The 24,891-nt window shown below is 65.6% G+C and carries 28 protein-coding genes; 14 read left to right on the top strand and 14 right to left on the bottom strand.

Annotation, left to right across the window (positions count from 1 at the left end; all coding sequences use genetic code 11):
• Window positions 1–103: 103 nt before the first annotated feature.
• The 4 genes from IF803_RS19565 to IF803_RS19550 all read left to right on the top strand — a co-directional run bounded on the left by IF803_RS19565 (window position 104) and on the right by IF803_RS19550 (window position 2,567).
• The gene (locus IF803_RS19565; protein WP_461193156.1) at window positions 104–808 is read left to right on the top strand and encodes a GrlR family regulatory protein; all 705 of its coding nucleotides are present in this window, start codon (window positions 104–106) and stop codon (window positions 806–808) included.
• A gap of 5 nt (window positions 809–813) precedes the next feature.
• Window positions 814–1,500: a substrate-binding domain-containing protein gene (locus IF803_RS19560; protein ID WP_461193155.1), complete on the top strand. Its 687-nt coding sequence runs from the start codon at window positions 814–816 to the stop codon at window positions 1,498–1,500.
• A gap of 32 nt (window positions 1,501–1,532) precedes the next feature.
• Window positions 1,533–2,354: a tetratricopeptide repeat protein gene (locus IF803_RS19555; protein WP_461193192.1), complete on the top strand. Its 822-nt coding sequence runs from the start codon at window positions 1,533–1,535 to the stop codon at window positions 2,352–2,354.
• A 63-nt stretch (window positions 2,355–2,417) separates the two neighbouring features.
• Window positions 2,418–2,567 (top strand): hypothetical protein, encoded by a 150-nt coding sequence (locus tag IF803_RS19550; protein WP_016843021.1) that lies wholly within the window; start codon window positions 2,418–2,420, stop codon window positions 2,565–2,567.
• A gap of 115 nt (window positions 2,568–2,682) precedes the next feature.
• Here the strand turns inward: IF803_RS19550 and IF803_RS19545 are convergent, their stop codons facing one another.
• The 4 genes from IF803_RS19545 to IF803_RS19530 form a co-directional block, all read right to left on the bottom strand.
• Complete coding sequence (locus IF803_RS19545; RefSeq protein ID WP_461193154.1) at window positions 2,683–3,300, bottom strand: Isoquinoline 1-oxidoreductase subunit; 618 nt, start codon at window positions 3,298–3,300, stop codon at window positions 2,683–2,685.
• Between the two features lie 11 nt (window positions 3,301–3,311).
• A complete protein-coding gene (locus tag IF803_RS19540; protein ID WP_461193153.1) occupies window positions 3,312–3,836 on the bottom strand; it encodes a (2Fe-2S)-binding protein in 525 nt (174 codons plus the stop codon).
• Window positions 3,833–6,607, bottom strand: coding sequence for a xanthine dehydrogenase family protein molybdopterin-binding subunit (locus IF803_RS19535; RefSeq protein ID WP_461193191.1), 2,775 nt, complete (start codon window positions 6,605–6,607; stop codon window positions 3,833–3,835). The genes IF803_RS19540 and IF803_RS19535 overlap by 4 nt, the downstream gene beginning before the upstream one ends.
• Window positions 6,608–6,752: 145 nt before the next feature.
• The gene (locus IF803_RS19530; RefSeq protein WP_461193152.1) at window positions 6,753–7,844 is read right to left on the bottom strand and encodes a hypothetical protein; all 1,092 of its coding nucleotides are present in this window, start codon (window positions 7,842–7,844) and stop codon (window positions 6,753–6,755) included.
• A gap of 285 nt (window positions 7,845–8,129) precedes the next feature.
• On the opposite strand from IF803_RS19530, the gene IF803_RS19525 reads away from it, so the two are divergent.
• Window positions 8,130–8,834, top strand: a complete 705-nt coding sequence (locus IF803_RS19525) for a GrlR family regulatory protein (RefSeq protein WP_461193151.1) — start codon at window positions 8,130–8,132, stop codon at window positions 8,832–8,834.
• A gap of 11 nt (window positions 8,835–8,845) precedes the next feature.
• Here the strand turns inward: IF803_RS19525 and IF803_RS19520 are convergent, their stop codons facing one another.
• On the bottom strand, window positions 8,846–9,289 hold the full coding sequence (locus IF803_RS19520) for a DMT family transporter (protein WP_461193150.1): 444 nt from the start codon (window positions 9,287–9,289) through the stop codon (window positions 8,846–8,848).
• Between the two features lie 158 nt (window positions 9,290–9,447).
• On the opposite strand from IF803_RS19520, the gene IF803_RS19515 reads away from it, so the two are divergent.
• Window positions 9,448–11,070, top strand: a complete 1,623-nt coding sequence (locus tag IF803_RS19515; protein ID WP_461193149.1) for an ABC-F family ATP-binding cassette domain-containing protein — start codon at window positions 9,448–9,450, stop codon at window positions 11,068–11,070.
• Between the two features lies 1 nt (window position 11,071).
• On the opposite strand, the gene IF803_RS19510 is transcribed toward IF803_RS19515, so the two are convergent.
• The 3 genes from IF803_RS19510 to IF803_RS19500 form a co-directional block, all read right to left on the bottom strand.
• A complete protein-coding gene (locus IF803_RS19510; protein ID WP_461193148.1) occupies window positions 11,072–11,704 on the bottom strand; it encodes a DapH/DapD/GlmU-related protein in 633 nt (210 codons plus the stop codon).
• A gap of 76 nt (window positions 11,705–11,780) precedes the next feature.
• On the bottom strand, window positions 11,781–12,755 hold the full coding sequence (locus IF803_RS19505; protein ID WP_461193147.1) for a glycerophosphodiester phosphodiesterase family protein: 975 nt from the start codon (window positions 12,753–12,755) through the stop codon (window positions 11,781–11,783).
• Between the two features lie 65 nt (window positions 12,756–12,820).
• Window positions 12,821–13,732, bottom strand: coding sequence for a dienelactone hydrolase family protein (locus tag IF803_RS19500; protein ID WP_461193146.1), 912 nt, complete (start codon window positions 13,730–13,732; stop codon window positions 12,821–12,823).
• Between the two features lie 110 nt (window positions 13,733–13,842).
• Between IF803_RS19500 and IF803_RS19495 the strand changes: the two genes are divergently transcribed.
• Window positions 13,843–14,718, top strand: a complete 876-nt coding sequence (locus tag IF803_RS19495; RefSeq protein ID WP_461193145.1) for an MBL fold metallo-hydrolase — start codon at window positions 13,843–13,845, stop codon at window positions 14,716–14,718.
• Window positions 14,719–14,744: 26 nt separating this feature from the next.
• Here the strand turns inward: IF803_RS19495 and IF803_RS19490 are convergent, their stop codons facing one another.
• The 3 genes from IF803_RS19490 to IF803_RS19480 are packed head-to-tail and all read right to left on the bottom strand — an operon-like array spanning window position 14,745 to window position 16,394.
• Entirely contained in the window at window positions 14,745–14,936 is a 192-nt protein-coding gene (locus IF803_RS19490; RefSeq protein WP_461193144.1) for a hypothetical protein, read from the bottom strand.
• A 52-nt stretch (window positions 14,937–14,988) separates the two neighbouring features.
• Window positions 14,989–15,291, bottom strand: coding sequence for a PilZ domain-containing protein (locus tag IF803_RS19485; RefSeq protein ID WP_038383769.1), 303 nt, complete (start codon window positions 15,289–15,291; stop codon window positions 14,989–14,991).
• Window positions 15,288–16,394 (bottom strand): DUF2336 domain-containing protein, encoded by a 1,107-nt coding sequence (locus IF803_RS19480; protein WP_461193143.1) that lies wholly within the window; start codon window positions 16,392–16,394, stop codon window positions 15,288–15,290. The genes IF803_RS19485 and IF803_RS19480 overlap by 4 nt, the downstream gene beginning before the upstream one ends.
• A gap of 86 nt (window positions 16,395–16,480) precedes the next feature.
• On the opposite strand from IF803_RS19480, the gene IF803_RS19475 reads away from it, so the two are divergent.
• From IF803_RS19475 to IF803_RS19465, 3 genes are all read left to right on the top strand, one after another.
• Window positions 16,481–16,747 (top strand): hypothetical protein, encoded by a 267-nt coding sequence (locus tag IF803_RS19475; protein WP_461193142.1) that lies wholly within the window; start codon window positions 16,481–16,483, stop codon window positions 16,745–16,747.
• A complete protein-coding gene (locus tag IF803_RS19470; protein ID WP_461193141.1) occupies window positions 16,707–17,675 on the top strand; it encodes an AraC family transcriptional regulator in 969 nt (322 codons plus the stop codon). The genes IF803_RS19475 and IF803_RS19470 overlap by 41 nt, the downstream gene beginning before the upstream one ends.
• Before the next feature lie 70 nt (window positions 17,676–17,745).
• Window positions 17,746–17,991: a PilZ domain-containing protein gene (locus IF803_RS19465; protein WP_028344868.1), complete on the top strand. Its 246-nt coding sequence runs from the start codon at window positions 17,746–17,748 to the stop codon at window positions 17,989–17,991.
• Window positions 17,992–18,116: 125 nt separating this feature from the next.
• Here the strand turns inward: IF803_RS19465 and IF803_RS19460 are convergent, their stop codons facing one another.
• A complete protein-coding gene (locus IF803_RS19460) occupies window positions 18,117–18,365 on the bottom strand; it encodes a hypothetical protein (protein ID WP_028344869.1) in 249 nt (82 codons plus the stop codon).
• Window positions 18,366–18,515: 150 nt separating this feature from the next.
• Here IF803_RS19460 and IF803_RS19455 point away from each other — a divergent pair, with 150 nt between their 5' ends.
• Window positions 18,516–19,193 carry a nitroreductase gene (locus IF803_RS19455; RefSeq protein ID WP_028344870.1) on the top strand — a complete coding sequence of 226 codons (678 nt, stop codon included), beginning with the start codon at window positions 18,516–18,518 and terminating at the stop codon, window positions 19,191–19,193.
• Window positions 19,194–19,428: 235 nt separating this feature from the next.
• Window positions 19,429–20,592, top strand: coding sequence for an acyl-CoA dehydrogenase family protein (locus IF803_RS19450; protein WP_461193140.1), 1,164 nt, complete (start codon window positions 19,429–19,431; stop codon window positions 20,590–20,592).
• A 155-nt stretch (window positions 20,593–20,747) separates the two neighbouring features.
• Here IF803_RS19450 and IF803_RS19445 read toward each other — a convergent pair whose 3' ends face one another.
• Both IF803_RS19445 and IF803_RS19440 read right to left on the bottom strand, forming a co-directional pair.
• Complete coding sequence (locus tag IF803_RS19445) at window positions 20,748–22,829, bottom strand: methyl-accepting chemotaxis protein (protein ID WP_461193139.1); 2,082 nt, start codon at window positions 22,827–22,829, stop codon at window positions 20,748–20,750.
• 165 nt (window positions 22,830–22,994) lie between these two features.
• The gene (locus tag IF803_RS19440; protein ID WP_038383778.1) at window positions 22,995–23,246 is read right to left on the bottom strand and encodes a hypothetical protein; all 252 of its coding nucleotides are present in this window, start codon (window positions 23,244–23,246) and stop codon (window positions 22,995–22,997) included.
• 196 nt (window positions 23,247–23,442) lie between these two features.
• On the opposite strand from IF803_RS19440, the gene IF803_RS19435 reads away from it, so the two are divergent.
• The gene (locus IF803_RS19435) at window positions 23,443–24,033 is read left to right on the top strand and encodes an NADPH-dependent FMN reductase (protein WP_018271357.1); all 591 of its coding nucleotides are present in this window, start codon (window positions 23,443–23,445) and stop codon (window positions 24,031–24,033) included.
• Window positions 24,034–24,067: 34 nt separating this feature from the next.
• Window positions 24,068–24,850 (top strand): SDR family NAD(P)-dependent oxidoreductase, encoded by a 783-nt coding sequence (locus IF803_RS19430; protein ID WP_461193138.1) that lies wholly within the window; start codon window positions 24,068–24,070, stop codon window positions 24,848–24,850.
• Window positions 24,851–24,891: the final 41 nt, after the last annotated feature.

Genomic DNA, 24,891 nt, shown 5'->3' with positions numbered 1-24,891 from the left:
TTTAGCGATACCCTTTGCAGGTGGCGTTCCGCCGAAACCGGTTTCGCTGCGTTATGAACCGCGCTAGATAACGGGTACGTCTTGGCTGCCGGGGACGCGGCGCTTGTTTGAGGGGTTTTACAAGGTCCGGTTCGAACTCGGCGGCGCCGTCGGCCGCAGCGTGATGTATGTCGGCGACGGCAAGATGCTCGGCGGCAATTCGGCGTTCGCCCATATCGGCACCTACCAGAAAGCCGGCGACGAGGTCGCAGTCGAGATCCAGACCGTCCGCCACAACCCCGATCCGAACTACCGCGCGATGGCCGGCACCGATGACGCCACGCTGATTGCCAAAGGCCGGCCAGACGGCGACCTCTACCGCTTCAAGGGCGAGCTGAAGGAGTTGCCCGGCGTGCCGTTCCAATCTGTGATGACGCCGATCACCGGGGAGGACATCCCGATCGCCGGCGGGGTCGGCGAGGGTGGTGTTATCAACGGGCTCTATTCGATTCACATCCGCGTGCTCGACGGGGTCGACGGCGGCCTCACCGGCGTGATGCTGCTGAATAACGGCCGCATCCTCGGCGGCGACGCCTTCTTCTACTATCTCGGCACCTACACCTCCGAGAAAGGCCGCTGGAAGGGCCAGATCCTCAATCAGGAGCACACATCGGCGATGGGCGAGAATCCGATCTTTGGCGGCCACGAGGTCGGCATCGGCTTTGCCGGCACCTGCGACGCCGAGGGCGCCGTGCTGGAGGCGACCGCGCTTGCCGGCAAGCGCAGCCTGCGCCTCACGGCCGCGCTCAAGCTGATGCGGCGGGCATAGGCCATATGGGCAATTCGGTTCGCGTTCTTTCGACGCTGGCGCTGAAGGGCGCCGTCGCGCGGCTTGCCGCCGCCTATCAGGCGGCGAGCGGCGTTGCGATCGACGCCGATTTCGCCCCGACACTGGCACTGCTCGAACGCCTGCGCGGCGGCGAGGGCGCCGATCTCGTGATCCTGACCCGCGAGGGCCTTGATGAGATGATCGGCGAGGGCCGCGTTGCGCGGGAAAGTGCCGTCGATCTCGCGCGCTCCTATGTCGGCGTCGCGGTGAAGGCGGGGGCCGCGCATCCTGACATCGCGACTGAAGCCGCGCTGCGTGCGGCGCTGCTCGATGCGCGGGCGGTGGCCTATTCGCGGCTCGGCGCCAGCGGCATCCTGTTCGCGCAGCTGATCGAGCGTCTCGGCATTGTGGAGGCGATCAACATGCGGGCGGTGATCATTCCGAGCGGCTTCACCGCGGAGAAGCTCGTCAGCGGCGACGCCGATCTCGCAATCCAGCAGATCAGCGAGTTGAAGCAGATCGAGGGCATCGAGGTCGTCGGGCCGATTCCGCTGGATTTGCAGACCCCGGCGGTGTTCTCCGCCGGCCGCATGGCAGCGTCGCAGCGCGCAGCGGTCGCCGATCATCTGCTGCGCTATCTGTCGTCGGCCGATGTCGCGCCGGTGCTGCGCGAGACCGGGCTCGAGCCTTGAATTCGCCCGCACCGCGACGCAACCTGCTGGTCATGCTCAAACCACTTCACGCGATTGTCTTCGCTGTGGCGCTGGCCGCGCCCATGCTTGCCCATGCGCAATCGGCCGACCTCGTGCTGTGCGACCGGCTTGCCGCCGATCCCACCGATCCCGACAAGCCGGCCGACGTGAAGGGCGTGCCCGACATCGCGTCGGCCGACATCGCGACCGCGATCAAGTACTGCGCGGTGGCGGCAAGATCGTCGCGCCGGGCGATGTACGAGCTCGGCCGGGCCTATGCCGCCAACCGGCAGACCGCCGAAGCAATGTCGGCCTGGCGCAAGGCGGCCGACAAGGGCTCGACGTCGGCGATGGTCGAGCTCGGCGTGCTCTACGGCAACGGCACCGGCGTTGCCAAAGACGAGGCGCAGGCCCGCAAATTGTTCGAGCGCGCGGCGCAGGCCGGCAACGCGCGCGGCGTCAGCAATCTCGCGGCGCTCGGCGGCGGCGGTGCGGCTGTCGATCCGGCACGCGCGCGCGAATTGCTCGCCAAATCCGCCGAGACCAATGCCGAAGCGCAGTACCAGCTCGGCATGATGCTGGCCGAAGGCAAGGGCGGCGCGCAGGACGATGCCGGCGCGCGGGCGCTGTTTGAGAAGGCCGCTGCGCAGAACCATCCCGGTGCGCTGGAGCGGATGGGCGCCTTCGCGCAGGCTGGCCGCGGCGGGCCGAAGGATAGCGATGCCGCAAAAGCCTATTACGAGCGGGCTGCGGCGCTCGGCGACGAGGATGCCAAGAAGGCACTGGAGCGGGCCCGCTGTCCCTATGTCATCAAGGACAAGCGCGGCAATGCCGTGACCAATCTCTGCTTCTAACCGAACTGGAACGCTCGCCGCGGCATGTCGTTGACATGCGAAAAGCATTGGCGAGGCGATGTCATGATCCGCAAACTGCGTTCCGGCGAGTACCGACTCTATTCCCGCAAGGTCAATCCGAAGACCGGCAAGCGCCGCAATCTCGGCACCTTCAAGTCGCGCGCGGCGGCGGAGAAGCACGAGCGCGACGTGCAGTATTTCAAGCGCCACTAAGCGCGATGAGATTTGGGTAAATCGTCATCGCGCTTTAGCTCTTTGTTTGAGCATGATCTTTCGGAAAGCCGCTTCGCACTTTTCCGGATCATGCTTTAGTTCGGACGCTGCGTCGTTACGGAGGCGGGCAGGCGGCGCCGGTTTTCACCCAGGCCTCGACCAGTGCGCCGGCCTGCGCCTGCGTGCCCGGTGCCGGTGCGCGGCCGAAGCCGGGATGCCAGGCCCAGCCCACCAGCGTGTCCTTGCCGATATGCTCGATCAGCTCCTCGACCTTGCGGCCGCCATTGCGTGCGGGGTCGCGGATCTGCGCGCAGATCTCGCCGACGGTCTTGCCGGCCCATGCCATCTCGCGCGGCGCAAGGTGCCATTCCGGGTGGCCCGGCACCCGACCGGGATCGAAATTGGCGTGCTGGTGACAGATCGAGCAGCGCATGGCGTCCTTGCCGTGGCCGTCGGCACCGCGCGTCACTGGTGGCTGATGCATGCGGCTGATATCGCCCTGCCGCGGGCTGTCGCCGGCGGGATGGCAGTTCGTGCAGCGCGGATGCGTCAGAACCTTGCCGAGCTCGGTGAAGATCGCCGCCGAGCGCTGCTCGACATTCTCGATGCCGGCAAAGCTTTCCGGCGCGGCGAGGGCGTGGCTCGCGCTCTCCGACGCCGCGTAGCCTGCGCACAGGCTGGTCGCGAGCGCCGTCAGCACTGCAACGATCCGAAACCGCGTTTCCGATGGCATTGCGCGCGCGCTCACTTGTTGGCGGTCAGATAGCGTTTGGAATCGGCGAGGATCACGTCGCGCACCGCCTGGTGATACTTGATGTAGCCGGTGCAGCGGCACAGATGGCCGTCGAGCGCATCTGCAATGACGCTTTCGAGCTGGTCCCGCGCCACCGGCGTCTTCGCCAGCCGTTCGAGCAGCACCTGGCCCTCGTTGAGGAAGCCGGCCGTGCAATGGCCGCACTGGAACGCGAAGTGGTCGATGAAGGCGCGCTGCAACGCCGAGAGTTCGCCGTCCCTGGCATGGCCCTCGACGGTACGGATCGCCTTGCCGTCGAAATTCGCCGCCGGCACCACGCAGGTCGGGGTGGTGTAGCTCGTGCCGTCGGGATTATCGATGATAACGGCACAGCTCAGGCATTGCGCGGCGCCGCAGCCGAACTTGGTGCCGGTCATGCCGAGCATTTCCCGAAGGAAATCGTTCATCGAGAGGTCGTCGCGGACCTCGATCGGGCCGTGCTTCTGGCCGTTGATGGTGAGGTTGAGCGTCGTCACGCCAGCGCTCCCTTGAGCAGGCTTGTTGTCACCGGGAGTGAGCGGAAGCGGTGACCGGTGGCATCGTTAATGGCGTTGAGCAGCGCCGGCACGATCGGGATCATCACCACCTCGGCCATGCCCTTCGGCGGCTCGTCCGGCGTCAGTGGCGGCAGCATCTCGATCTCGAGATCGTGCAGCGGCAGGTCGGAGCCGCGCGCGATCAGGTACTGGCCGAGATTCCACTGCCCGTTGCCGGGGCCGCCTTCGAACGGCGGCAGGGTTTCCAGCAAGGCGTAGCCGACGCCCATCGCGAACCCGCCATGCGACTGGCCGAGCACCACTTCAGGCACCAGCGCCTGGCCGCATTCGAACACGCTGTAGGCCTTGGCGATGCCCAAACTGCCGGTCGCGCGCTCGATCTCGACGCGGACCAGCGTGCCGCACATCGAGGTGTAGGCGGTGCCGATCCGGTTGTTGTCGGTCGGCGGGAATTTCACGCTTGTTCGGTCGATCCGCTCGAACCGGCTCCGGCCGCGACGAACAGCGAGCGCGTCGATCTCGGCGCGGTACTGTTCGCCGAACAGCGGGAAGCGGGCGCGCGACCAGGCCCAGCGCGAGAAGCTGTGCGTGATGGCGCCGGTGACGAAGCCGCGCGTATGTGCGGTCGCGGCAAGCTTTGCCAACGGCAGCGGTGCGAGATCGTCGAGCACGAGCTGCCGGTCCTGCCAGTGCGCCTTGTCCCATTGGCGGGCGCGGGGATCGGCCTTGGCGATGTGCCAGAGCTCGAGCGCCGCCGGCCACAGGCCGAAGCGGAAGATGACGCGGGCCGCCTCGGCCGAGGAGTGGGTGCCGACATGGGCGCCGATCGACGCGCTGGTCGCCGAGCTGATCGCAGGCACCCAGCGCGGATTCTTCTCGGCGATATCCTGGGTCTTCTGATCCATCGTGTAGGGATCGCCCGAGGTGACCAGGCCAAGCGCGTCATAGCTGTCGACGCGGGAGACGGCGACCTCGTCGGCGACGGCGCCGAGATGACTCGCGACCCGGTTGGCGAGCGCGGTGCCGACGCCATTGCCCATCTCGACGTGGTCGCAGTGGATCGCGATCCGTCCCTCGGGATCGATCTCGACCCGGCCGAGCGAGCAATCCGCGCCCGAGCCGTAATCCTTGGTGACGCAGGCGACGCCGGTGCCGACCAGACGTCCCTCCGGCGCCTTCTGCTTGAAGTCGGCGCGCTGCCGCCAGATCGGATGCTTCTCGAGCTTGTCGAGGATGTCTGGCGTGCGCACAGATACGATGTAGGGATTGCCGGTCATGGTCCGGCCATTCTGCTTCAGCGCGTTGTTGCGCCGGAACGCGATCGGATCGACCTTGAGCTCGCTCGCCGCCTCGTCGATCAGGACTTCGAGCGCGGTCATGGTCTGCAGCGTGCCGTAGCCGCGCATCGAGCCTGCGGTGACGCCGCGCGAATGCAGCGCCACGGTGGTGACGTCGACCTTGGGGATGTCGTAGATGCCGATCGCGGCGGTCGCGGCGACGACCGCGACATTGGCCGAGAAGTTGGCAAGCCCGCCGCCGTCGAGCACGTGGTCGGCGGCGAACGCGGTGATCTTGCCGCTCGCGCGATCGATGCCGATCCGCGAGCGCATCTTGATCGGGTGGCGTTTGATGCCGCCCTGGAATTGCTGGTAGCGGTCCTGCGCCAGCCGCACTGGCCGGCCCGGGAAGAACATCGCCGCCAGCGCCACGTAAAGCACGAACGGGGTATGGTCGCGGCCGCCGAAGCCGCCGCCCACATGGGCGAACTGCGCGTTGATGTGCGAGGGCCGGAACGGCGGGCGGGCCTTGCCGAGCATGAAGGCGATCGACTCGGTCGCCTCATAGGGCGACTGCACGCCGAGCACCAGTTCGAGATTGCCGCTGTTGTCGCTGTACCAGGCGAGACCGCTCTCCGGCTCAAGGAACATCGGATCGACCGACTGGGTCTCGAACTCGCGGTCGAGCACGAGCTGTGTCGGATCGTCCTTGGCGAGCTGGGCGCGGACCGCTTCGCCATGGGTCGCGGCCTTGGCGTAGTCGGCTTTGGTCTCCTTGGCGAGCGGCAGCCAGACCGGCAACGCCGCGTTCTGGATGCGGCTCGGCGAAACCCAGCCGGCCAGGATCGGCGAATAGACGTCGGGCGCGTCAGGCGTGACGCCCGCGATGCGCGTGAAGCGATACGCGCCGTAGTTCGGCAGGATGACCGGCCCGGTCTCGTCGCCGAATTTGACGAAGCCGCCGTCGCGCAGCGCGAGGCGCGCGCGGTCGAAAGCGTCGAACTGCTCGAAGATCAACAGCGCGACCGGCTGTCCGAGATAGAGCGGCGTCTTGCCGACCGGGCAGAACAGGTCGCCGGTGTAGAATTCCGGGACCCGCGCGCCGATCCGGTCGAGATCGGCAGCGGTCACGACAACCGACGGCTTTGCCGGACCATCGAGGCGGGCGAGGTCCATGCCGGCATAGACATGCGTTGCGTCATCGGCGCGGACCAGGATGGCGTGCGCGGTGGTCGCGGGCCAGCCCGGCATGTCGGCGGCGCGAAAGTCGGACGCATAGAGCTTTGCGCCGGTGACCTTGGCCACGCCGTCGACGCGGCCGGCGCCCTTTTCCGCCGGATTGAAATGGCCGCGCCCGGGCAGCGTCTCGCGGGTCGCGAAAGCCGGTTCCTTCGCCAGCGCCAGATGCGACAGGCTGACCGAGATGCCGCCTGCCGACAACCACTTCACGAATTCGCGTCGCGAAGGCCGCATGGTCTGATCTTTCATCGACACCTCGACGACGGCATATCGCGCCGGGGTTTAACAATTGGTGCAATGCACGCGAAAGTATTGCGGCAAAGCGAGCGCAACCGCAATGCCGCAATAGGTCGTAGCTGCCTCACTTGTAGCTTTGGCCTCACTTGAGGTCGGCGATGGTGGCCGGTCCCGGACCCGGCGTGATCAGCGTCGGCCACTGCTTGGACCCGAACGGCACCAGCGGCGGCAGGAAGGCCGTCATGCCGCGCTTCCTGGTCTCGGCGATGATCGCCTCGCGCGCATCGCCCCCCATCAGCTCATAGTCCATCAGATGGTAGCTGCCGAAGAACAGCGCGCCGACCGAACGGTCCGCGATGATCCGGGTCAGCGACTCCAGCATGTCCGACGGCGTCGTGGTGAAGGAGATCGTCTCGATCAGCATCAGGCGGCTGTTGATGGCGTCAGGCCCGAAGAACTGCGCCAGCACGCTGAAAATCACGTTGTTCTGCCGCGCCACATAGATCGTGTTGCTCGCGCCGTAGGTCTTGTCCCAGTCGGCGCCGAGCTGGCTCTTCCAGTCGGCCATGACCGTCATCCAGTGCGCGACCTGGGTCTGCGCGGCCCAGGCGACGTTCTTGGCGAGCAGCGGCGCCTGCTTCTTGCCGAACGCCTCCAGCGTGGCGAAGGGGATCGCGCCAGCGGTGAGGCATTCATCCATGAAGGCGATGTTGTTCTTGAGGATGGCGCGGTTGTTGTCGCGCCAGTCCGCCTGCATCGGCGTGGCATCGAGCCCGTCGAGCGCCGACTGCATCCGGCTGCGATAGGCCTGCATCGACCCGCGCCACGCCTTGTCGTCGGGATTGTTGACATAGGGGCCGACCACCTCGGCCAGCGCCATCGTGCTGTGGCCGACCGACTTGAGCAGCTGATAGACGATCGGCACCTGCGGCGCTTCGGTCGGCGGCTTGCCCGGCCGGTACAGGATCAGACGGCCGCCGGCGCCGGAGAACAGGCCGAGGATCACCGGATGCTTGTCGAGGATGTTCTTCTGGAAGATCCGCGCCGCATCGCCATAGAGCTCGAACATGCCGGTGTTGAGCGCGAGCACGTCCTTGGTCGCGACGTCGGCCGGCGTTGATGAGGTCTTGCCGGAGATCGGCCCCATATAGTCGGGCAGCGACTGCGCCAGGGCTCTGCCGCCGCTGCCGAGCAGCAGCGCCAGCGCGGCGGCCAGGCCAAAGCGATTGATCATGTGATGCTCCTCGAAGCCTCGCCTGCGTCGGGCCGGGTGCGGCCGCGCGACCATTGGCGGAATGCGCAAATGCTTGGACACAATGAACTGGGAGAGTAGAGAACCGGCAGACCAGATCCCGCGTGACGCGGCACGACGCGGACGGTGGCTACAGCTAAGCGACGAATCGGCTGCTGTCCACACCCGGACATTGCGGGGGTTGCCTGCGCCAAAAGACGCAATGGTGCGGCGTTCGGCCCGGTGCTATGTGGCGAACAGAATCAATTTTATTTTTTGGATTTTTACGTGCTCAACGGACTTTACAAGGTCGAGTACGGCATCAACGGCGCATTCGGCCGCAGCATCATGTGCATGCATGACGGCAGGATGCTGGGCGGCAATTCGGCCTTTGCCCATCTCGGCACCTATCAGGTGACGGAAGGCGAGATCGCCGCCGAGGTGATCACCGAGCGCCACAATGACGATCCGAACTTCAAGCCGCTGATGGGCGCCGACGTCACCGTCATCAAGGTGCGCGGCAGGAGCGAAGGTTCCACCATCCTGCTCGAGGGCAAGGCCGACGCCATGCCGGACGGCGTGTTCTGGGCGAATTTGGCGCCGCTCGACGACGAGGCCTTGCCGCCGCGCGGGGCGGTCGGTCCCGGCGGCATCGTCAACGGACTGTACTCCATCCAGCTCCGCGCGCTCGACGGTGTCGACGCCGGGCTCACCGGGGTCATGCTGCTGATGGACGGCCGCATCCTCGGCGGCGATGCGTTCTTCTACTATCTCGGTTCGTATTCGTCCGCGGATGGCCGCTGGCGAGGCGAGATCGTCAACCAGGAGCATACGCCGGCGAAGGGCGAGTACCCGGTGTTCGGCGGTTATGAAGTCGGCATCGGCTTCGCCGGTTCGTGCGGTGCGGACGGTGCCGAGCTCGAAGGCATCGCGCTGGCCGGCAAGCGCAGCCTTCGCCTGTCCGCCGAATTGCGGCTGATGCGCCGCGCCTGACTAGAGGTCCGTCAATCCTTGATCAGAAGCACGCCGCCGATGATCAGCGCGATGCCGGCCAGCCGTGACACCGACACAGGGTGCTGCGCCAGCCCGAACAGGCCAAAATGGTCCATTGTGATGCCCGCGAGCATTTGACCCGCAACCACCAGTGCCAGCAGGGTCGCGGCGCCGAGCGGCGGCAGCAGCAGGATCATCAGCAGGATAAAGATGCCGCCCAGGACGCCACCGCTCCAGGCCCACCACGGCACAGCCGTCACCAGTTTCCAGGACGGCACCGGCTCCCGCGTCGCGACCAGCACGACCGCCATGGTCACGAGCCCGCCGAGATAGCTGATGAGCCCGGCCCAGGCCGGCGAGTTGAGGGCGGACCTGAGATTGCCGTTCAGGACCTGCTGAACGGCGACGCAGATGCCGGCGCCAAGCGCGAGGAGATAGAGAAGCCAGACTTGCATAAGATGCCCCAAAACTGATCGTCGAACCGCTTGATGTCATATTCGATTGGCAACGATCGTGGCATGCACGAAACGCGGCACGAACCTGCGGAATGGGCTTCCACCCGTGTCCCAGATCGAATAAGAGGCCGCAAACCCTCAGTTCCCAGTATTAGAGCATGATCCGCCTCGATAACGTCTCCAAGCAAGTCGGCCACCAGATCCTCTTCATCGAAGCCTCCGCGGCGCTCCAGAAGGGCGAGAAGATCGGCCTCGTCGGGCCGAACGGCGCCGGCAAAACCACGCTGTTCCGGATGATCTCGGGCCGGGAAATCCCGGACGAGGGCCAGGTCTCGCTCGATCGCGGCATCTCGATCGGCTACTTCAGCCAGGATGTCGGCGAGATGTCCGGCCGCAGCGCGGTCGCCGAGGTGATGGATGGGGCAGGGCCCGTCAGCGTGGTCGCGGCCGAGCTCAGGGAACTCGAGGCCGCGATGGCCGACCCCGACAAGGCCGACGAGATGGACGACATCATCGCGCGCTATGGCGAAGTGCAGCATCAATTCGAGGAACTCGACGGCTACGCGCTCGACGGTCGCGCGCGCGAAGCGCTGGCGGGTCTCGGCTTCAGCCAGGAGATGATGGACGGCGACGTTGGCAAGCTCTCCGGCGGCTGGAAGATGCGGGTAGCGCTGGCGCGCATCCTCTTGATGCGTCCGGACGTCATGCTGCTCGACGAGCCGAGCAACCATCTCGATCTCGAAAGCCTGATCTGGCTCGAGCAGTTCCTGAAAGGCTATGAGGGCGCGCTGCTGATGACCTCGCATGACCGCGAGTTCATCAACCGGATCATCAACAAGGTGGTCGAGATCGACGCCGGCCAGCTCACCACCTATTCCGGCAATTACGAGTTCTACGAACAGCAGCGCGCGCTCTCCGACAAGCAGCAGCAGGCGCAGTTCGAGCGGCAGCAGGCGATGCTCGCCAAGGAGATCAAGTTCATCGAGCGATTCAAGGCGCGCGCCTCGCACGCCGCCCAGGTGCAGAGCCGGGTCAAGAAGCTCGACAAGATCGAGCGGGTCGAACCGCCGCGGCGGCGGCAGACGGTGGCGTTCGAATTCCAGCCGGCGCCGCGCTCCGGCGAGGACGTCGTCAGCCTGAAGAACGTCCACAAGACCTATGGCAGCAAGCGCATCTATGACGGCCTCGACTTCATGATCCGCCGCAAGGAGCGCTGGTGCGTGATGGGCATCAACGGCGCCGGCAAGTCGACGCTGCTGAAGCTGGTTGCCGGTTCAACCGAGCCCGATGACGGCGCGGTCGCGGTCGGCGGCAGCGTCAAGATGGGCTATTTCGCCCAGCACGCGATGGACCTGCTCGACGGCGAGCGCACTGTGTTCCAGTCGTTGGAAGATGCGTTTCCGCAGGCCGGCCAGGGCAGCCTTCGCGCGCTCGCCGGCTGCTTCGGTTTCTCCGGTGACGACGTCGAGAAGAAGTGCCGGGTGCTCTCGGGCGGCGAGAAGGCGCGGCTGGTGATGGCCAAGATGTTGTTCGATCCGCCGAACTTCCTGGTGCTGGACGAGCCGACCAACCATCTCGATCTTGCCACCAAGGAAATGCTGATATCAGCGCTCTCCGAGTTCGAGGGCACGATGCTGTTCGTCTCGCACGACCGGCATTTCCTCGCGGCGCTCTCCAACCGCGTGCTGGAGCTGACGCCGGATGGCATCCAGCAATATGGCGGCGGCTACACTGAGTATGTCGCGCGTACCGGCCAGGAAGCACCGGGACTGCGGAGCTAGCTCAAGCTCTCCACCGCGCGCAAAACGCCTCGACATCGCCTGACTGGAATTCCGGCAGGCGCTCCCAGATGGTTTCAGGCGGCCAGTTCCACCAGGCGATCTGCGACAGCTCGGCGGCGATCTTGCGGTTGAACCGCTCCTTGATCGGCCGGGCCGGCACGCCGCCGACGATGGTGTAGGGCGCGACATCGCGCGAGACCACCGCGCCGGCCGCCAGCACCGCGCCGTCTCCGACGGTGACGCCGGGCAGCACGATCACGCCGTGGCCGATCCAGACGTCGTTTCCGATCACGACGCGATCCGCGCGTCGGTTCCTGAAGAAGTCATGGTCGCGCTCGGCGGAGGCCGTGTAGTATTCCGGGCAGTAGGTGAAGCGATGCTGGGAGGGGCGCTCGAGCGGATGATTGGGCGCGCCGATCCGGACCTGCGCCGCGATCGCGCAGAACCGGCCGATCACGGCGTCGGCGACCATGCAGCCGCTGCCGAGATAGGAGTAATCGCCAAGCTCGGTGTATTCGATCGCGGTGTCGCCGAGCACTTCGCAGCAACGTCCGAGCTTGACCTCGCGCAGCTTGACCGTCGGCTCGATGACGGTTTCGGCAATCTTGGGGCGGGTCAGGCTCGGTGCGTTCATAGCGTTGTCCTCGATGCGACGAGCCGCTTCAGTCGCACAATTTCTATGACGGAGAGATGACAGGAGGAGGCCGGATCTAACGCCCGGTGAGGCGGGCGATGGTCTCGATCTCGTTGGTCCAGATGCCGCCGGAATAGCTTTCGGGCAGGCGCCGGAACAGATCGACATCGTCGATCCCGGTCGAGAATTCACCGCCCTGATAAGGCCCGAGCACGAAGACCGCGCTGTTGGCCGTGGCCATGCGGTTGAGGAGGCGGTCCGGCCATCCCCAGAGCCAGGGCGCGTAGTTGATCGGCACCAGCACGATGGCGTTGCGGCAGGCATCGGGCACGATGCCGGTCCAGCCATAGCCGATATAGCGGACGAGGCAACTCTTGAGCGCCGCGCGCGAAATGGTCCGGGTCTCCGGCGAAAGCCGCCGGATCGTCTCGATCGGCTCGTCGCCGCCATAGACCATGATCAGCCTGCGCCGTTCGGCGGGGAGCCGGTTCAAGACCGTTGCGAGCTTCTCGCCCTCGGCGGGATCGCGGCTCTTGACGTTGATCAGGAGCCGGCGATCCGGAAAGGTCTTCAGCACCTCGTCCAGCGACGGCATCAGGCCGATGCCCTTGCCGCGGAACGGGAAGGTCTTACCGCCATCGGCGGTGTAGCCATAGCCGATATCGAGCATCTTCAGCCGCGCCATCGGCTGCTCGCGGGTGATGCCTTGGCCGTCGGTGCGGCAATCGACGGTCCAGTCGTGAAACACCGCGAACTCGCCGTCGGTCGTCGGATGGACGTCGAGCTCGACGATATCGGCGCCGCGATCGAAGCTCGCCCGCATCGAGCGGATCGTGTTCTCGAGATAGTCGTGGGTCGGCGGCAGCATGCGCGCCGCGGTGCAGGTGTCGTTCCTGAGGTCGTGCTCGTCGAAACGCTGCGCCATGCCGCGATGGGCGAGCAGCACTGGCTTGCCGCCGGCATGCGTTGCGAGAAGGCTGGTGTTGTTGAGGTAGATTGCGGCGGCGACGGCAACGATCGTCGCTGCCGCGTATTTCAGTTTCCTGCCCAAGCGACTCGGTTCCTTGCTGGATCGACGCTCCGCCTAGGGGGCGTTTTGGGTCGATTTGCGGCGGCCTAATCCTTCAAGCCGTCGATTGCGGCAATCGCCCGCACCATCGCGTCCTGGAGCGCCGCGCTGTTGGCGGGATTCGACTGACGGCCGCGGCCGGGATCATCGAAATCGTGGGTGGCACCCGGATAAACCACGACGTCGATCTTGCTGCCGGCAGCAACGGAGCGGCTGGCGACGTCCCGGCAGCGGTCGGGCGATACTTCCTCATCGTCCCCGCCGAGCAACATCGTGATCGGTGCTGCCGAACTGAGCGTCTGCGCCAGCAGCGCGGCCGGCCCGCAGCCCGGATAGAACACGAGCGCGGCGCGATAGCCCGACGTCGCCGCGCCTTGCCGCTGCATGACGTTCAGCGCCGTGCTGCCGCCGTTCGACCATCCCTGCAGGAAGATGCGGTTTCCCTGCACATCCTTCTGGCTGCGCAGCCAGCTCAGCGCGCCCTCGGCGTCGAGCGGCCGCACGGTCTTTTCATTGACGTCGGTGCGATCAGGATCGTCATGCGTGAAGCGGCCGAAGCCGTGCGCCTTGCCGCGCGGGCCAAAACTGTCCGGCAGCAGCACGACATAGCCGTGGTCGGCCCAATACTGTCCCCACATCGCGTGGCGCTTGGACAGGCTGCCGGCGTTGCAGGCGGCGGACGGATTGGTGCGCGACACCAGCGTGCAGTCCCTGTTGACGTTGATCGAATAGGGCCCGCCGCGGCCGTGCAGCAGCACGATGGCGGGGTGCGGGCCCGGCGTTTGCGGCCTGAACAGGTAGCCGACGATCTCGGTCTTGCCGTCGGCGCTCGGAAAGAAAACGGTGTCGGGCGCGGCGGCCGCCGCTGTCGGCAATGTCGTGAGCATCAGGAGGACGATCGGAATCGCGCGATGGGGCATTCCCGCAGCATCAGCAACATTCCGGATGAATTGCGGCATGACTGTTTCCCTCCAGCAATGCAAAGCCGCATGGCGCGCTGCGCGGCGCTCGGCTTGTGGGGTTGGGCACCGCCCGCTACGCTTTACAAAAAGCCGGGAGCGAAACAACCATGAAGCAAATCAGGATCGGCGACATCACGATCGACGCGGTGATCGAGCGCGAAGGGCCGTGGCGGCGGCCGCAGGATTTCTTCCCGACCTACAACGACGACGTGTTCAAGCATCATCTGAAGACCATGGAGTCGGAGGTCTTCGACGCCGCGCGCGGCATGATGGTGATCACCTATCAGACCTTCGTGGTGCGGACGCCGCGCTACACCATCCTGGTCGATACCTGCACCGGCGAGGACAAGGGGCACCCGCCGCCGTTCGACTTTCCGGGCAAGGAGCGCTGGCGCAACGAGCTGTTTGCGCTCGGCATCTCCTATGAGCAGATCGACTATGTGTTCTGCACCCATCTGCATATCGACCACACCGGCTGGAATACGACGCTGCGCGACGGGCGCTGGGTGCCGACCTTTCCGAACGCGAAATACGTCTTTCACAAGGGCGAGTATGCGGCCTGGGAGGCCGAGAACGCCAAAGGCGCCAATCCGCCCGGCACGGTGTTCCGCGACAATTGCCTGCCGATCGTCGAGGCCGGGCAGGCGCTGCTGGTCGACGACGACTATGCGCTCGACGACACCGTGACGCTGACGCCGACGCCGGGCCATTCGCCCTGCCATTGCTGCGTCAATATCTTCTCGAAGGGCCAGCGCGCGGTGGTCGCGGGCGACCTGATGCACCATGCGATCCAGTGCCGCGAGCCGGAGTGGTCGGCCAAGCCCGATTGGGACCCGAAGCAGTCGGCACTATCGCGGCGGAAGTTCTTTGCCTCGGTTGCCGGGACCGACACGCTGATCCTGCCGATCCATTTTCCGGCCCCGACGGTCGGCCTGATCAAGGCGGATGGCGATCGCTTCGACTATCGCTTCAAGCGGGAGTAGGGCTGCGCGCCGTCCGCAGGTCAATGTCAGCGTGCTACGCGGGTCTTGTGCTGAGCCTGGGTCAGAAACCGTTCCAGATCGGCGCACAGGCGATGCGCCATTTCCTCGTCGATCGCAAACGTCGCGACGGTGCCGGCGCAGTCGATCTCGATGGTCCCGCGCAATGGTGCGGCGGAGGCGGTCGATACCGCGATGTTGGTCGCTCTCTGCACGCTCATGTTGTCAACTTTCCTTCAGGCCTGACGCCGCCAATCCTCATTTCGGCAATGCCTATTTCGGAATGACGGGACGTCCCTTTCGCCTTCGCTCTTCGATGAATCTCACGCCGATCTCGGCGCCGTCGACGCGAACCAGCTCGCAGCGGCGGAAGGCCAGTCCGCGCGAGGACAGCACCAGGAAGAACTCCTGGGCCTTCAGCACATCGAGCGTTCCGTCGACCTCGAGCCGGGCCCCGCTCTGCGAGACGTCGAGCAGGATGCAACTCCGCCGCCACGTGCCGTCGACACCCATGAGATTGACGGGATAGCGCGTCTCGAGCCTGACGCGTTCCGCCCTGCGGTCACCATATGTCATTGCTGGGAGCGCTTCGCGGTCAGCTCGCTAAGCGAACCAAACCGGATCGTGCGCTGCGCGTTGGATAGCGCCAGTCCTTCAAACATGTCCCGTGCGCGCTGCAGCTCATCCGGTGCAACCGTCAGCCCGGCCTTCCGGTAGCTGACGATGGCAGCCGTCGTGTTCCAGTTCAGTCGCGATGCGCGGCAGGCGATCACGAGTCCGCTGATGTCGGCGGCTTCTATCAGCGGTGTGATCGTCTCGATCGGAACGGTTGCAAGCTGCGCCAGCGCCGCAACGACGTTGCGGACCTCTCGCCTGATCGCGAAACGGTTGACGCTGGAATCGTTCAACTGCCCGGTTCTGTTCAAGGCCAGCACGGTGGCCCGCGCCTCCGCATAGTCGATTGTGGCTGGTGGGGTTGCGGAGGCGCGGGCTGCGCTTGCGTCGATCGCAGCGCGGATCGCGTCCTGAATGTCGGGGCGTGCGCGTTTGAGTAGTCGGGCCTGTTGGCGCGGCGTGGATCGCATCACGAGGTCGACAAGAACGCGGTGGGGCAAGTCGCTGCGCGATATCAGCGCGTCGGCGATGTCGTCGTCGCGCTCGGCGGCATCGACCATCATGGCGAGGCCCGCGCTGGTCAGATCAGCGCCGGGATTGCGCGCGAGGACTCGAAGCACGCTGCTGTCGCCTCGCATCAAGAGAATGTCCGTGAGCTCCGCATTGACGACCTTGCGTCCTGCAATCGCGCAGAGGTGTCCCTCGGCCCGCATCCAGGCGATGTCGATCAAATCGGCATCGGGGAGGCATTCGCATTTGCGCAGGATCGGAGCGGCGACATCGGCGTCGTCATGGTTGGCCAGACGGCGCGCGAGTTCCAGCGGCACCAGGCGCAAATCGGCAAGCGAGCGGCTGAGCGTGGTCAGGGTCCGCAGTTCGACGCTCTCGATCAGACGGACCAGGATGCCGTCGAACATCTCGACGTGGTGCGCGCTGAGACGGTGAGCGTCGTCGAGAAACATCCCGGCCACCTCCTGCAGCATGCGCGTGCGGAGGTCTGGGGAACCGGCTCTCAAGACATGGTCGAGCTTGGCAATAAGATCGGGCGAGGCAATGACTGTCATTGCGGTCTCTAAAATGGTCCGCGACGAGGAACATCATCGTTCCCAGTGCCAATCTGCTCCCCGAATCTTTAATAGGGGTATAGAAATTGATGGGGAGGATCGATCTCGGCGGTGGATATCCCGCTAAAGACTATCGAAATTCGGCAGCCGCGTTACATTGCCGGATTGTCCGGTTCGACGAACGGACCGCATTTTTCCTGATTGAACCTATTGGACGATTCGCATTTTGTGCATGGAAGTTATTGATGGAGCCGGCGCGCAAGGCGCCGCGTCGCGCGCAATTTTTCAAGAGCATTTCACAGGAGCGGTCATTTGACGGCGCCATTGCCGGTGCCGAGAGTCTTTCGTTTTGACGATGTTGATGCATTCCGGAGTTCGATCCGAAATCTGGATGTTGATTTCACGCCACTTGCGCGGAAGATTTCGGCCGAGCAGGTCATCCTGAGTTTGCCGGGATGCGAGCTAAACTACACGCAGTCCTTTCCGCGGATTGTCGACGCGCAGCTTGCGCCGCACACCACCGCGGTCGGCTTCACGATGGATGACGGGGTCCCGATCCGCTTTAACGGCGTCGAGCGCGATCGCGCGGTCATTGTGCTCGGTGGCGGCGGTGCGTTCTACTCGTCGGTGGAGGAGACGCCCCGGCAATATGCTTCGGTGATGTTTACGCCGGAGATTGTCGACCGCGGCTGGCCGCAGGCGGGTCTTCATTTCAGCATTCACGAAATTTCTCAACGCGCGCAGGATCGGCTGCGTGAAGTGGTAAGGCACATCCTGCTCGTGACCTCGCAGCCGACTGACGATGCCCCGTTCGCCAGCGGCGAGTCGATCAAGGAGACGCTGCTTGCGGCGATCGACAACGCGTTCGCCGAGATCGTGCCGGCCAAGTGGACGACGCGGGCCAACACGACGCGCCAGTTCAAGGTCTTCAACGACGCGCGCGCAATTCTGGCAGGCGACGTGGCGCACCCGATCTACAGCGGCGAACTCGCCAGGCAGATCGGCGTGTCGGTGCGCACGCTGCATGATGCCATCCAGCGCTACCGGGGCATCAGCCTGCATCGCTATTTGCGGTTGCGCCGGCTCTGGCTGGTGCGCCAACAACTGCTTGCCGGTGCGCCGAGCGTCAAGACGTGCGCGCTGGCCTACGGATTTTGGCACCTGAGCGATTTTTCGCGCAGCTATCGGTCGCAGTTCGGGGAAGCGCCGTCGGAGACGCTGGCCGCCTCGCGCCGTCCGGGCGTCACCGACGCCGATCCGTCCCGCAGACACGGTTCGTAACCATCGATCTGAACGGAATCTTAACGACCGCCGACGAGCCTGTGGGTACGATTTCACCAGAGGCGGCCTGATGCATCCCCGGAGATTTGCGCGTGTTCGTCCGAGCGGATGCGTGTCCAGTGTGGTCAAGCTCCAGCTTGAACCGAAGGCGCCACTGATCGAATGCCGGCTGGTGGACTATTCCGCCGGCGGGGCCTGCCTGGAATTCTCGAAGCCGGTCGATCTGCCCGAACGTTTCGAAATGTTTCACGGCAACACCAGGAAGCGTTGCCGGCGGGTCTGGCGCAGGGGCGTGCGGGTCGGCGTTTCGTTCTGAGGGCGCCCGCCGTCAGGGGCGATCCACCGGCCAATAGCCGTTCGGGCCGCGCCCTGCGCGACCCGATGGTCTGTCCCGATTGAAGTCTGTTCCCGATGAGGGGTGAAAAGGCGTCGGCGAGGGGCTCAGGCGCCGCTCTGGCACTTCTTCATGAACGAGGTTTTGGCCGCGCCGGCGAGCTTCTTGCCGTCGGAGCCGACCGCCTTGCTCGCGCAGGCATCCGTCGTGCACTTCTTCATGAACGAGGTCTTGGCCGCGCCGGCCAGCGGCTTGCCGTCTTTGCCGACCGCCTTCGTCTCGCAGGAGGCGTCCTGTGCAAATGCCGAACCGGCGGCAAAGGTCGCGATCACGGCCGCCAAGAAAATCCGCTTCATCTGGGTTCTCCCTAAACCAAACCAGTGGTCGGATTGGATACGGGATTCTTGGCCCGATCAAGTTCCCATGGTCGATTTTGTCGATAAAATACCCCGATCAGATCAAGGAAATTCCGCGTGCAGCGCGGAACAAAATCGGGGAAGCGCGGAATGGAATTCGAGACGCTGGTACAGTCACGCAAAAGCGTGCGCGGGTTCAAGAAGCAGCCGGTGTCGCGGGCGACTGTCGAGGAGATCATCGAGGTGGCCAAGCGCGCGCCGTCCTCGATGAACACCCAGCCCTGGCATGTCCACGTCCTGACCGGGGCGCCGCTGGAGGAAGTGCGCCGCCGCAACATGGACGAGATGGTCGCCGGCGCCAAGGTGAAGCGCGACATCGTCAGCCATGGCGAGTACCAGGGCGTGCACCGCGGCCGCCAGGTCGACATCGCCAAGAAGCTGTTCGGCGCGATGGGGATCGCCCGCGACGACAAGCCGATGCGGCAGGATTGGGTGCTGCGCGGCTTCCGTCAGTTCGATGCTCCGGTGTCGCTGGTCCTGACCTACGACCGGATCCTCGATCCCGGCGCGGTCTGCCATTTCGATCTCGGCGCGCTCTGCTACGGCATCGTGCTGGCGGCCTGGGATCGCGGCCTCGGCAGCGTGATCAACGGCCAGGGCATCATGCGCTCCGACATCGTGCGCGAGGTCGCCGACATCCCGGAAGACGAGGTGATCATGACCTGCGTCGCGATGGGCTATCCCGACGACGGCTTTGCCGCCAACGCAGTGCGCTCCGACCGCGAGGCCAACAACGATTTTGTCCGCTACGTCGGCTTTGCCGATTAGCGTCGCGTCGATCGCTTGTTCAGGGGCAACAACCTCGTGAGGCGCGATCGGCTGCTCGATGCATGGGCGTGTCCGGCGCATTTGCGTACGCGCCGACCACGTCGCGGGATATTGAATTCCGCGCCGTGAAACCATCGCGCGAGCGTGAGCGCGGCTGCGCGTTTCCGCTATTCCCGCCGATAAAAAATGCGCTACTGGTTTTTTGAAGCACAACAGCGCAGGCGAGGAATCTCAGATGAGCGATGATGAACAGACAGCCATGATCCGCGAGACCGTCGCGAGATTCGTCGATCGCGAACTGATCCCGCTCGAGCCGCACTATCTGAAATCGAAGCTGCCCGGCAGCGATCACCCCGAACTCACGTCGGAACAGCGCAAGCGGCTGCGCGACGTCTCGAAGGAACTCGGCCTCTGGGGCCTCGATGCGCCCGAGGATCTTGGTGGCCACGACCTGCCGACGCGCACGATGGCTGCGGTCCACGAAGAACTCGGCCGCAGCTGCGTGCCATTCGTGCTGCCGCCGGACTCGCCGAACCTGCGCATGCTGCAGGCGGTCGGTACCGAAGCGCAGAAGAAGAAATATCTGCAGCCCTATATCGAGGGCCGGATGGCATCGGCGATCGCGATCTCCGAGCCCGGCGCCGGCGGCGATCCCGCGGGCATGAAGACGCGCGCGGTGCTCGAAGGCGAACAGTGGGTGCTCAACGGCCGCAAGATCTGGATCAGCAATGCGCGCGCCGCCGACTTCATCATCGTGATGGCGCGGGTCGGCAACGATCAGCGCCAGGGCGGCATCACCTCCTTCATCGTCGAGAAGGGTACGGCGGGCTTCATCATCGAGCGCGAGATTCCGATGGTCGGCGGCGGCTCGACCTACGAGATCGTGTTCGAGGACTGCCGCATCCCGAAGGACTCCGTGCTGGGCGAGGTCGGCAAGGGCTACGCGCCGATGCAGCTGCGGCTGCGCACGCGGCGGCTGGAGATGGGATCGACCTGCGTCGGCATCACCAAGCGTGCGCTCGACATGATGTGCGAGCACGCCAAACAGCGCGAGACGTTCGGCGTCAAGCTCGCCGAGCGCCAGGCGATCCAGTGGTGGATCGCCGACATCTCCACGCGCATGCATGCGTGCCGGCTGATGGTGCGCGAGGCCGCCGACAAGACCGACCGCGGCGAGGACATCCGCCACGAGGCCTCGATGATCAAGGTGTTCGCGACCGAGATGGCCTATGACGCCTGCGACCACGCCATGCAGACGCTCGGCGCGCTCGGCGTGACGCTGGAATTGCCGCTCAACGCGCTATGGCAGAAGGCGCGCCTGATGCGGGTGTACGAAGGGCCGAGCGAGGTGCATCGCCAGGCGATTGCCCGCCGCGTGCTCGGGTTGCGCGGCGGCTAGACGGTTCGTCAGGTCTCAAACCAACACCGTCATTGCGAGGAGCGACAGCGACGAAGCAATCCATGCCTCCACATGCGGCATGATGGATTGCTTCGCTTCGCTCGCAATGACGTAGCCAGTACCGTGGCCGTTCCGCGATCGCGGCGTGCCCTCGGCTACGCAGCCCGCACGTCGGACAGGAAGCGGTTGACCTGGCCGGCGAGGTCCTTGGACTGCGTCGAGAGCTGTTCGGCCGCGCCCAGCACCTGGTTCGCGGCGCCGCCGGTGTCGTCGGCGGCGCGCTGCACGCCGGAGATGTTGGAATTGACCTCCTGCGTGCCGCGCGCGGCTTCCTGAACGCTGCGCGAGATCTCCTTGGTCGCCGAGCCCTGTTCCTCGATCGCGGCGGCAATCGCGGTGCCGATCTGGTCGATCTCGGTGATGACGTCGATGACGCTCCGGATCGCCGTCACGGTCTCGTCGCTCGCGGTCTGGATCGCGGTGATTTGCTCGGAGATCTCCGTGGTTGCCTTCGCGGTCTGGCCGGCCAGCGACTTCACCTCGGACGCGACCACGGCAAAGCCGCGGCCGGCCTCGCCGGCGCGGGCCGCCTCGATGGTGGCGTTGAGCGCGAGCAGGTTGGTCTGTGCCGCGATGCTCTGGATCAGCGTCACGACGTCGCCGATCTTCTGCGCGCCCTCGGCCAGCGAGCGCGCGGTGTCGCCGGTGCGCCGGGCATGGTCGACCGCCCGCGCGGCGATCTCGGTCGAGGTCGCGACCTGACGGGCGATCTCCGAGATCGAGGAGGTCAGTTCCTCGGTCGCGCTCGCCACTGTCTGCACGTTGGTCGAGGTCTGATCGGATGCCGCGGCCACGACGGCGGCCTGGCGGTTGGTGGCGGCGGCGGTGTCCGACATCGATTGCGCCGTCTCCTCCATCACCGAGGATGCCGCGGACAATCCGCCGACCAGCTCGGTGACCTTGGCTTCGAAGGTGCGGGTCAGGTCGTCGAGCACGCGGGCGCGGCGCATCTTGACGTCGTTCTCGGCTTCCTTCTCGGCAGCGAGGCGGTCGGCCTCGATCTTGTTGTCCTTGAACACCTGCACGGCGGCGGCCATCGCGCCGATCTCGTCCTTGCGCGCGGCGCCCGGGATCGTCTCGGCGACTTCGCCCGCGGCAAGGCGCGACATCCGGCCGGTGAGGGCGGCGATCGGGTTGAGGATGCGGCGGCGGACCATGACGATCAGGCCGGCGCTGACGGCAACGACCGCGAGCAGCCCGATCAGCGCCACCACGAAGCTGAAGCGCGCCGACGAATAGGCGCTCGCAAGGCCTTGCTCGGCATTCTCGTAGAACGCGTCGCGCACGGTGATGATGGAGGCGAGGCCGATCTGGGATTCGGCATAGTAGGTCTCGACGTCCTGCTCATACTTGCCGGAGATCGCGCCTTCCTTGGCGAGCTTCAGGGCCTTGCCGAAACGCTCGACATAGTCGGCCTGCATCTTGCCCAGCGCCGTCAGGACATTGGCCGATGTCGCCGGATTGTTGCGCAACTCCTGCAGCGTCGAGAGGATCTGCTCGGTGCGGCCGGTGCTGCGGAACAGCTCCAGCTTTTCCTGTTCGGTCGCGACGCGCTTGGCGCCGACCAGCGCCTTGTGCAGGCTGGCATTGAGGCCGCCGGTGTCGCGCAGCGTCCAGGCGACGTTGGCGTAGCTGGCCTGGCGGTAGGCGTTGCCGTCAAGGCCGGCGAGGCGGCGCACCTGCTCGTCGAGCAGCACGGTGACGCCGGCGTTGAAGACGGAGTTGTCGGCGACGATCCTGGTTGCCGCCGGGCGGCGGGCGTCGACCGGACCTGCGATCGCCTTCTCGATGGCGTCGCGGAGCGCGGCGAACTTGGCCTTCAGCGCATCGATCGCGCTCGCAACCGCTACGCCGTCGTCGAGCGAGCCGGGCAGCGTGGCGCGGACCTGATTGACCTTGGCGAGCGCGCCGTCGGTCAGCTTGCGCAGCTTGTCGAGATCGGCGATCTGCTTCTGGTCGATCGCGCCGGTGCTGAACAAGAGGTTGGTGGACATGCCGCGCTCGGAGTTCATGTAGCGCGGGATATCGCCGACGGCGCGGACGATCTCGAGCCGGCTCTGCGCGGTCGAGACCTTGTCCATGGTCTGGTACTTGGTCACTGCGACATAGGCCGCCAGTCCGCCGCCGACCGCGGACAAGGAGACGATCGCGGCCGTCAGGAGAGTACCGATTTTCATGGGATGCGCGCCATTCTTGACGAGAGAGGGGAGGCCTCAACCGTAGCGGGCGTGCATTAAGCTTGGGTTTATGATGCGGGAGCCGCCGCAACGGTCCCGGCCGTTTGGTCCGAAAGTCGAAGGTGCCACGTCGCCCGGCCGCGCGTGGCGGCAGGGCGTGACACATCAGTGCTCGTCGTCGTCAGCGCCCTTGGCCGCGGGGCGATGTTGGGTGGCGCCGTTCGAGCCCGCTTCGCCGCAGGGGAGCTGGTTCCAGGTGCCATCGGCGGCCTGCTGATAGGCCTGGCAGCCGGACGACGTGGTGGTGGTGGATTTTTCGTCGGCCTTTTGCCGCTCGGTGCTCTTGCCCAGCGCAGGCGTGGCAACGGCAGCGATGGCTGCGAGCGAGCCTGCGAAAACCAGCTTTGCGATCCGCATGTCGGTTCCTCCTTCTCGAAGCGAAAACATATCCAGAAAACAAATCTGGCGATTTTTGGCCACGGCGAAGGGCCTGCGACGAATTGCTTAATGCCGGCGAAGCGGGCCGGAAGGCCGGTTAACGCTTGTGCGCGGCGGCTCGCCGCGCGCCGCACCGCAGGACGCTGCTGCCTCACCGTGCTAGGATCGGCTTGTCATGACCCACCGCATTCTCGTGTTCTACGGCTCCTATCGCTCGGATCGCATGGGCATCCGGCTGGCGCATTTCGTCGTCGACGGCCTTCGTGCGCGCGGCAACGATGTCGAGTTGATCGATGCCAAGGAGGTCGGCCTGCCGATGCTCGACCGGATGTACAAGGAACATCCCAAGGGGCAGGCGCCGGCCGTGCTCGAAACGCTCGCCGGAAAAATCCGCGACGCCGACGGCTTCCTGTTCGTCACCGGCGAATACAATTGGGGCATCCAGCCCGGGTTGAAGAACCTGACCGACCATTTCCTCGAGGAATGGTTCTGGCGTCCCGCGGCGATCGCAAGCTATTCGGCCGGGCGGTTCGCCGGCGTCCGCGCCGCGACCGCCTGGCACGGCACGCTGTCCGAGATGGGCATGGTGGTGATATCGAGCACGATCGGTGCGGGACCGATCGCGCAGACGCTGTCGGCCGAGGGCAAGCCGATCGGCGAGGCCGGCAAGGCGCTCGAACGCGCCTTTCCGCGTTTTGCCGACGACTTTTCCTGGTGGATCGAAGCCGCCAAGGCACAGCGGGCGCGCAAGGCGCCGCCATACTGAGCACAGGTCTGCCAATCCCGGGAGTTTCGCGATCATGAGCCTCTTCACATCGCCGTTCGATCCCGCGCGCGAGACAGCCCTGGTGACCGGCGCGGGCAACGGCATCGGCCGCGCCATTGCGCAGGCCCTGGTCGGCGAAGGTGTGCGGACGGTGTTTGCCGATCTGCATGAGGACAAGGTTCTGGCGGCGATCAAGGCCGCGCCGCGTCCCGAACTCGCGGTCGCGTGGGCCGGCGATCTCGCGCAGCGCGCGGCGTGCGACGCCCTGCTGGCGCAGGCGCAAGCCATAGTCGGGCAGGTGACCCATTTCGTCCACAGTGCCTCGCCGCCGCGCCGCGAAGTCGATCATGCGATGGCCGTCGATGACGAGACCTGGCGGCAGATGCATGCGGTCAATCTCGATGCCGGCTTTCATTTGTCGCGCGAACTGGCGCGCAGGCTGATCGCATCGAAGACGTCGGGCTCGTTCCTGCTGCTCACCTCGCTGCACGCCGGCACGCCGCGCAACCTGCCGCACTACTCGACCGCGAAGGCCGGCATGGCGATGCTGGTGAAGGAGCTTGCCAAGAGCTGGGGCCGCTATGGCATCCGCGTCAATGCGCTGGTGCCCGGCGCGATCGCGGCCGGCGGCTTCGTCGCTGATCCCGCGCTGGCAAAGCATATTCCGCTCGGACGGCTTGGCCAGGCGGACGATCTCGCGCCGATGGCGCTTGCCGTGCTCTCGCACAAGCTCTCCGGTTACGTTACCGGGGCGTCGATCGTGGTCGACGGCGGCCTGTCGCTGACCAACTGGTTCGCGCCGCCGGAGCTCGATTGAGGATTTTCGTCTGACGCGTTTTCTTCACGCGAACCGGTGCC

The sequence above is a fragment of the Bradyrhizobium sp. UFLA06-06 genome, assembly GCF_054820065.1.
Note: the sequence above shows the minus strand (reverse complement) of the source record. Positions and strands in the feature narration are given on the sequence as shown.

What these genes read in the sequence shown, in the direction of transcription:
- IF803_RS19560 (WP_461193155.1), top strand. Translation starts at nt 814, where the DNA reads ATGGGCAATTCGGTTCGCGTTCTTTCGACGCTGGCGCTGAAGGGCGCC.
- IF803_RS19555 (WP_461193192.1), top strand. Translation starts at nt 1,533, where the DNA reads ATGCTCAAACCACTTCACGCGATTGTCTTCGCTGTGGCGCTGGCCGCG.
- IF803_RS19550 (WP_016843021.1), top strand. Translation starts at nt 2,418, where the DNA reads ATGATCCGCAAACTGCGTTCCGGCGAGTACCGACTCTATTCCCGCAAG.
- IF803_RS19545 (WP_461193154.1), bottom strand. Translation starts at nt 3,300, where the DNA reads ATGCCATCGGAAACGCGGTTTCGGATCGTTGCAGTGCTGACGGCGCTC.
- IF803_RS19535 (WP_461193191.1), bottom strand. Translation starts at nt 6,607, where the DNA reads ATGCGGCCTTCGCGACGCGAATTCGTGAAGTGGTTGTCGGCAGGCGGC.
- IF803_RS19530 (WP_461193152.1), bottom strand. Translation starts at nt 7,844, where the DNA reads ATGATCAATCGCTTTGGCCTGGCCGCCGCGCTGGCGCTGCTGCTCGGC.
- IF803_RS19520 (WP_461193150.1), bottom strand. Translation starts at nt 9,289, where the DNA reads ATGCAAGTCTGGCTTCTCTATCTCCTCGCGCTTGGCGCCGGCATCTGC.
- IF803_RS19515 (WP_461193149.1), top strand. Translation starts at nt 9,448, where the DNA reads ATGATCCGCCTCGATAACGTCTCCAAGCAAGTCGGCCACCAGATCCTC.
- IF803_RS19510 (WP_461193148.1), bottom strand. Translation starts at nt 11,704, where the DNA reads ATGAACGCACCGAGCCTGACCCGCCCCAAGATTGCCGAAACCGTCATC.
- IF803_RS19500 (WP_461193146.1), bottom strand. Translation starts at nt 13,732, where the DNA reads ATGCCGCAATTCATCCGGAATGTTGCTGATGCTGCGGGAATGCCCCAT.
- IF803_RS19495 (WP_461193145.1), top strand. Translation starts at nt 13,843, where the DNA reads ATGAAGCAAATCAGGATCGGCGACATCACGATCGACGCGGTGATCGAG.
- IF803_RS19490 (WP_461193144.1), bottom strand. Translation starts at nt 14,936, where the DNA reads ATGAGCGTGCAGAGAGCGACCAACATCGCGGTATCGACCGCCTCCGCC.
- IF803_RS19485 (WP_038383769.1), bottom strand. Translation starts at nt 15,291, where the DNA reads ATGACATATGGTGACCGCAGGGCGGAACGCGTCAGGCTCGAGACGCGC.
- IF803_RS19480 (WP_461193143.1), bottom strand. Translation starts at nt 16,394, where the DNA reads ATGACAGTCATTGCCTCGCCCGATCTTATTGCCAAGCTCGACCATGTC.
- IF803_RS19465 (WP_028344868.1), top strand. Translation starts at nt 17,746, where the DNA reads ATGCATCCCCGGAGATTTGCGCGTGTTCGTCCGAGCGGATGCGTGTCC.
- IF803_RS19460 (WP_028344869.1), bottom strand. Translation starts at nt 18,365, where the DNA reads ATGAAGCGGATTTTCTTGGCGGCCGTGATCGCGACCTTTGCCGCCGGT.
- IF803_RS19455 (WP_028344870.1), top strand. Translation starts at nt 18,516, where the DNA reads ATGGAATTCGAGACGCTGGTACAGTCACGCAAAAGCGTGCGCGGGTTC.
- IF803_RS19450 (WP_461193140.1), top strand. Translation starts at nt 19,429, where the DNA reads ATGAGCGATGATGAACAGACAGCCATGATCCGCGAGACCGTCGCGAGA.
- IF803_RS19445 (WP_461193139.1), bottom strand. Translation starts at nt 22,829, where the DNA reads ATGAAAATCGGTACTCTCCTGACGGCCGCGATCGTCTCCTTGTCCGCG.
- IF803_RS19440 (WP_038383778.1), bottom strand. Translation starts at nt 23,246, where the DNA reads ATGCGGATCGCAAAGCTGGTTTTCGCAGGCTCGCTCGCAGCCATCGCT.
- IF803_RS19435 (WP_018271357.1), top strand. Translation starts at nt 23,443, where the DNA reads ATGACCCACCGCATTCTCGTGTTCTACGGCTCCTATCGCTCGGATCGC.
- IF803_RS19430 (WP_461193138.1), top strand. Translation starts at nt 24,068, where the DNA reads ATGAGCCTCTTCACATCGCCGTTCGATCCCGCGCGCGAGACAGCCCTG.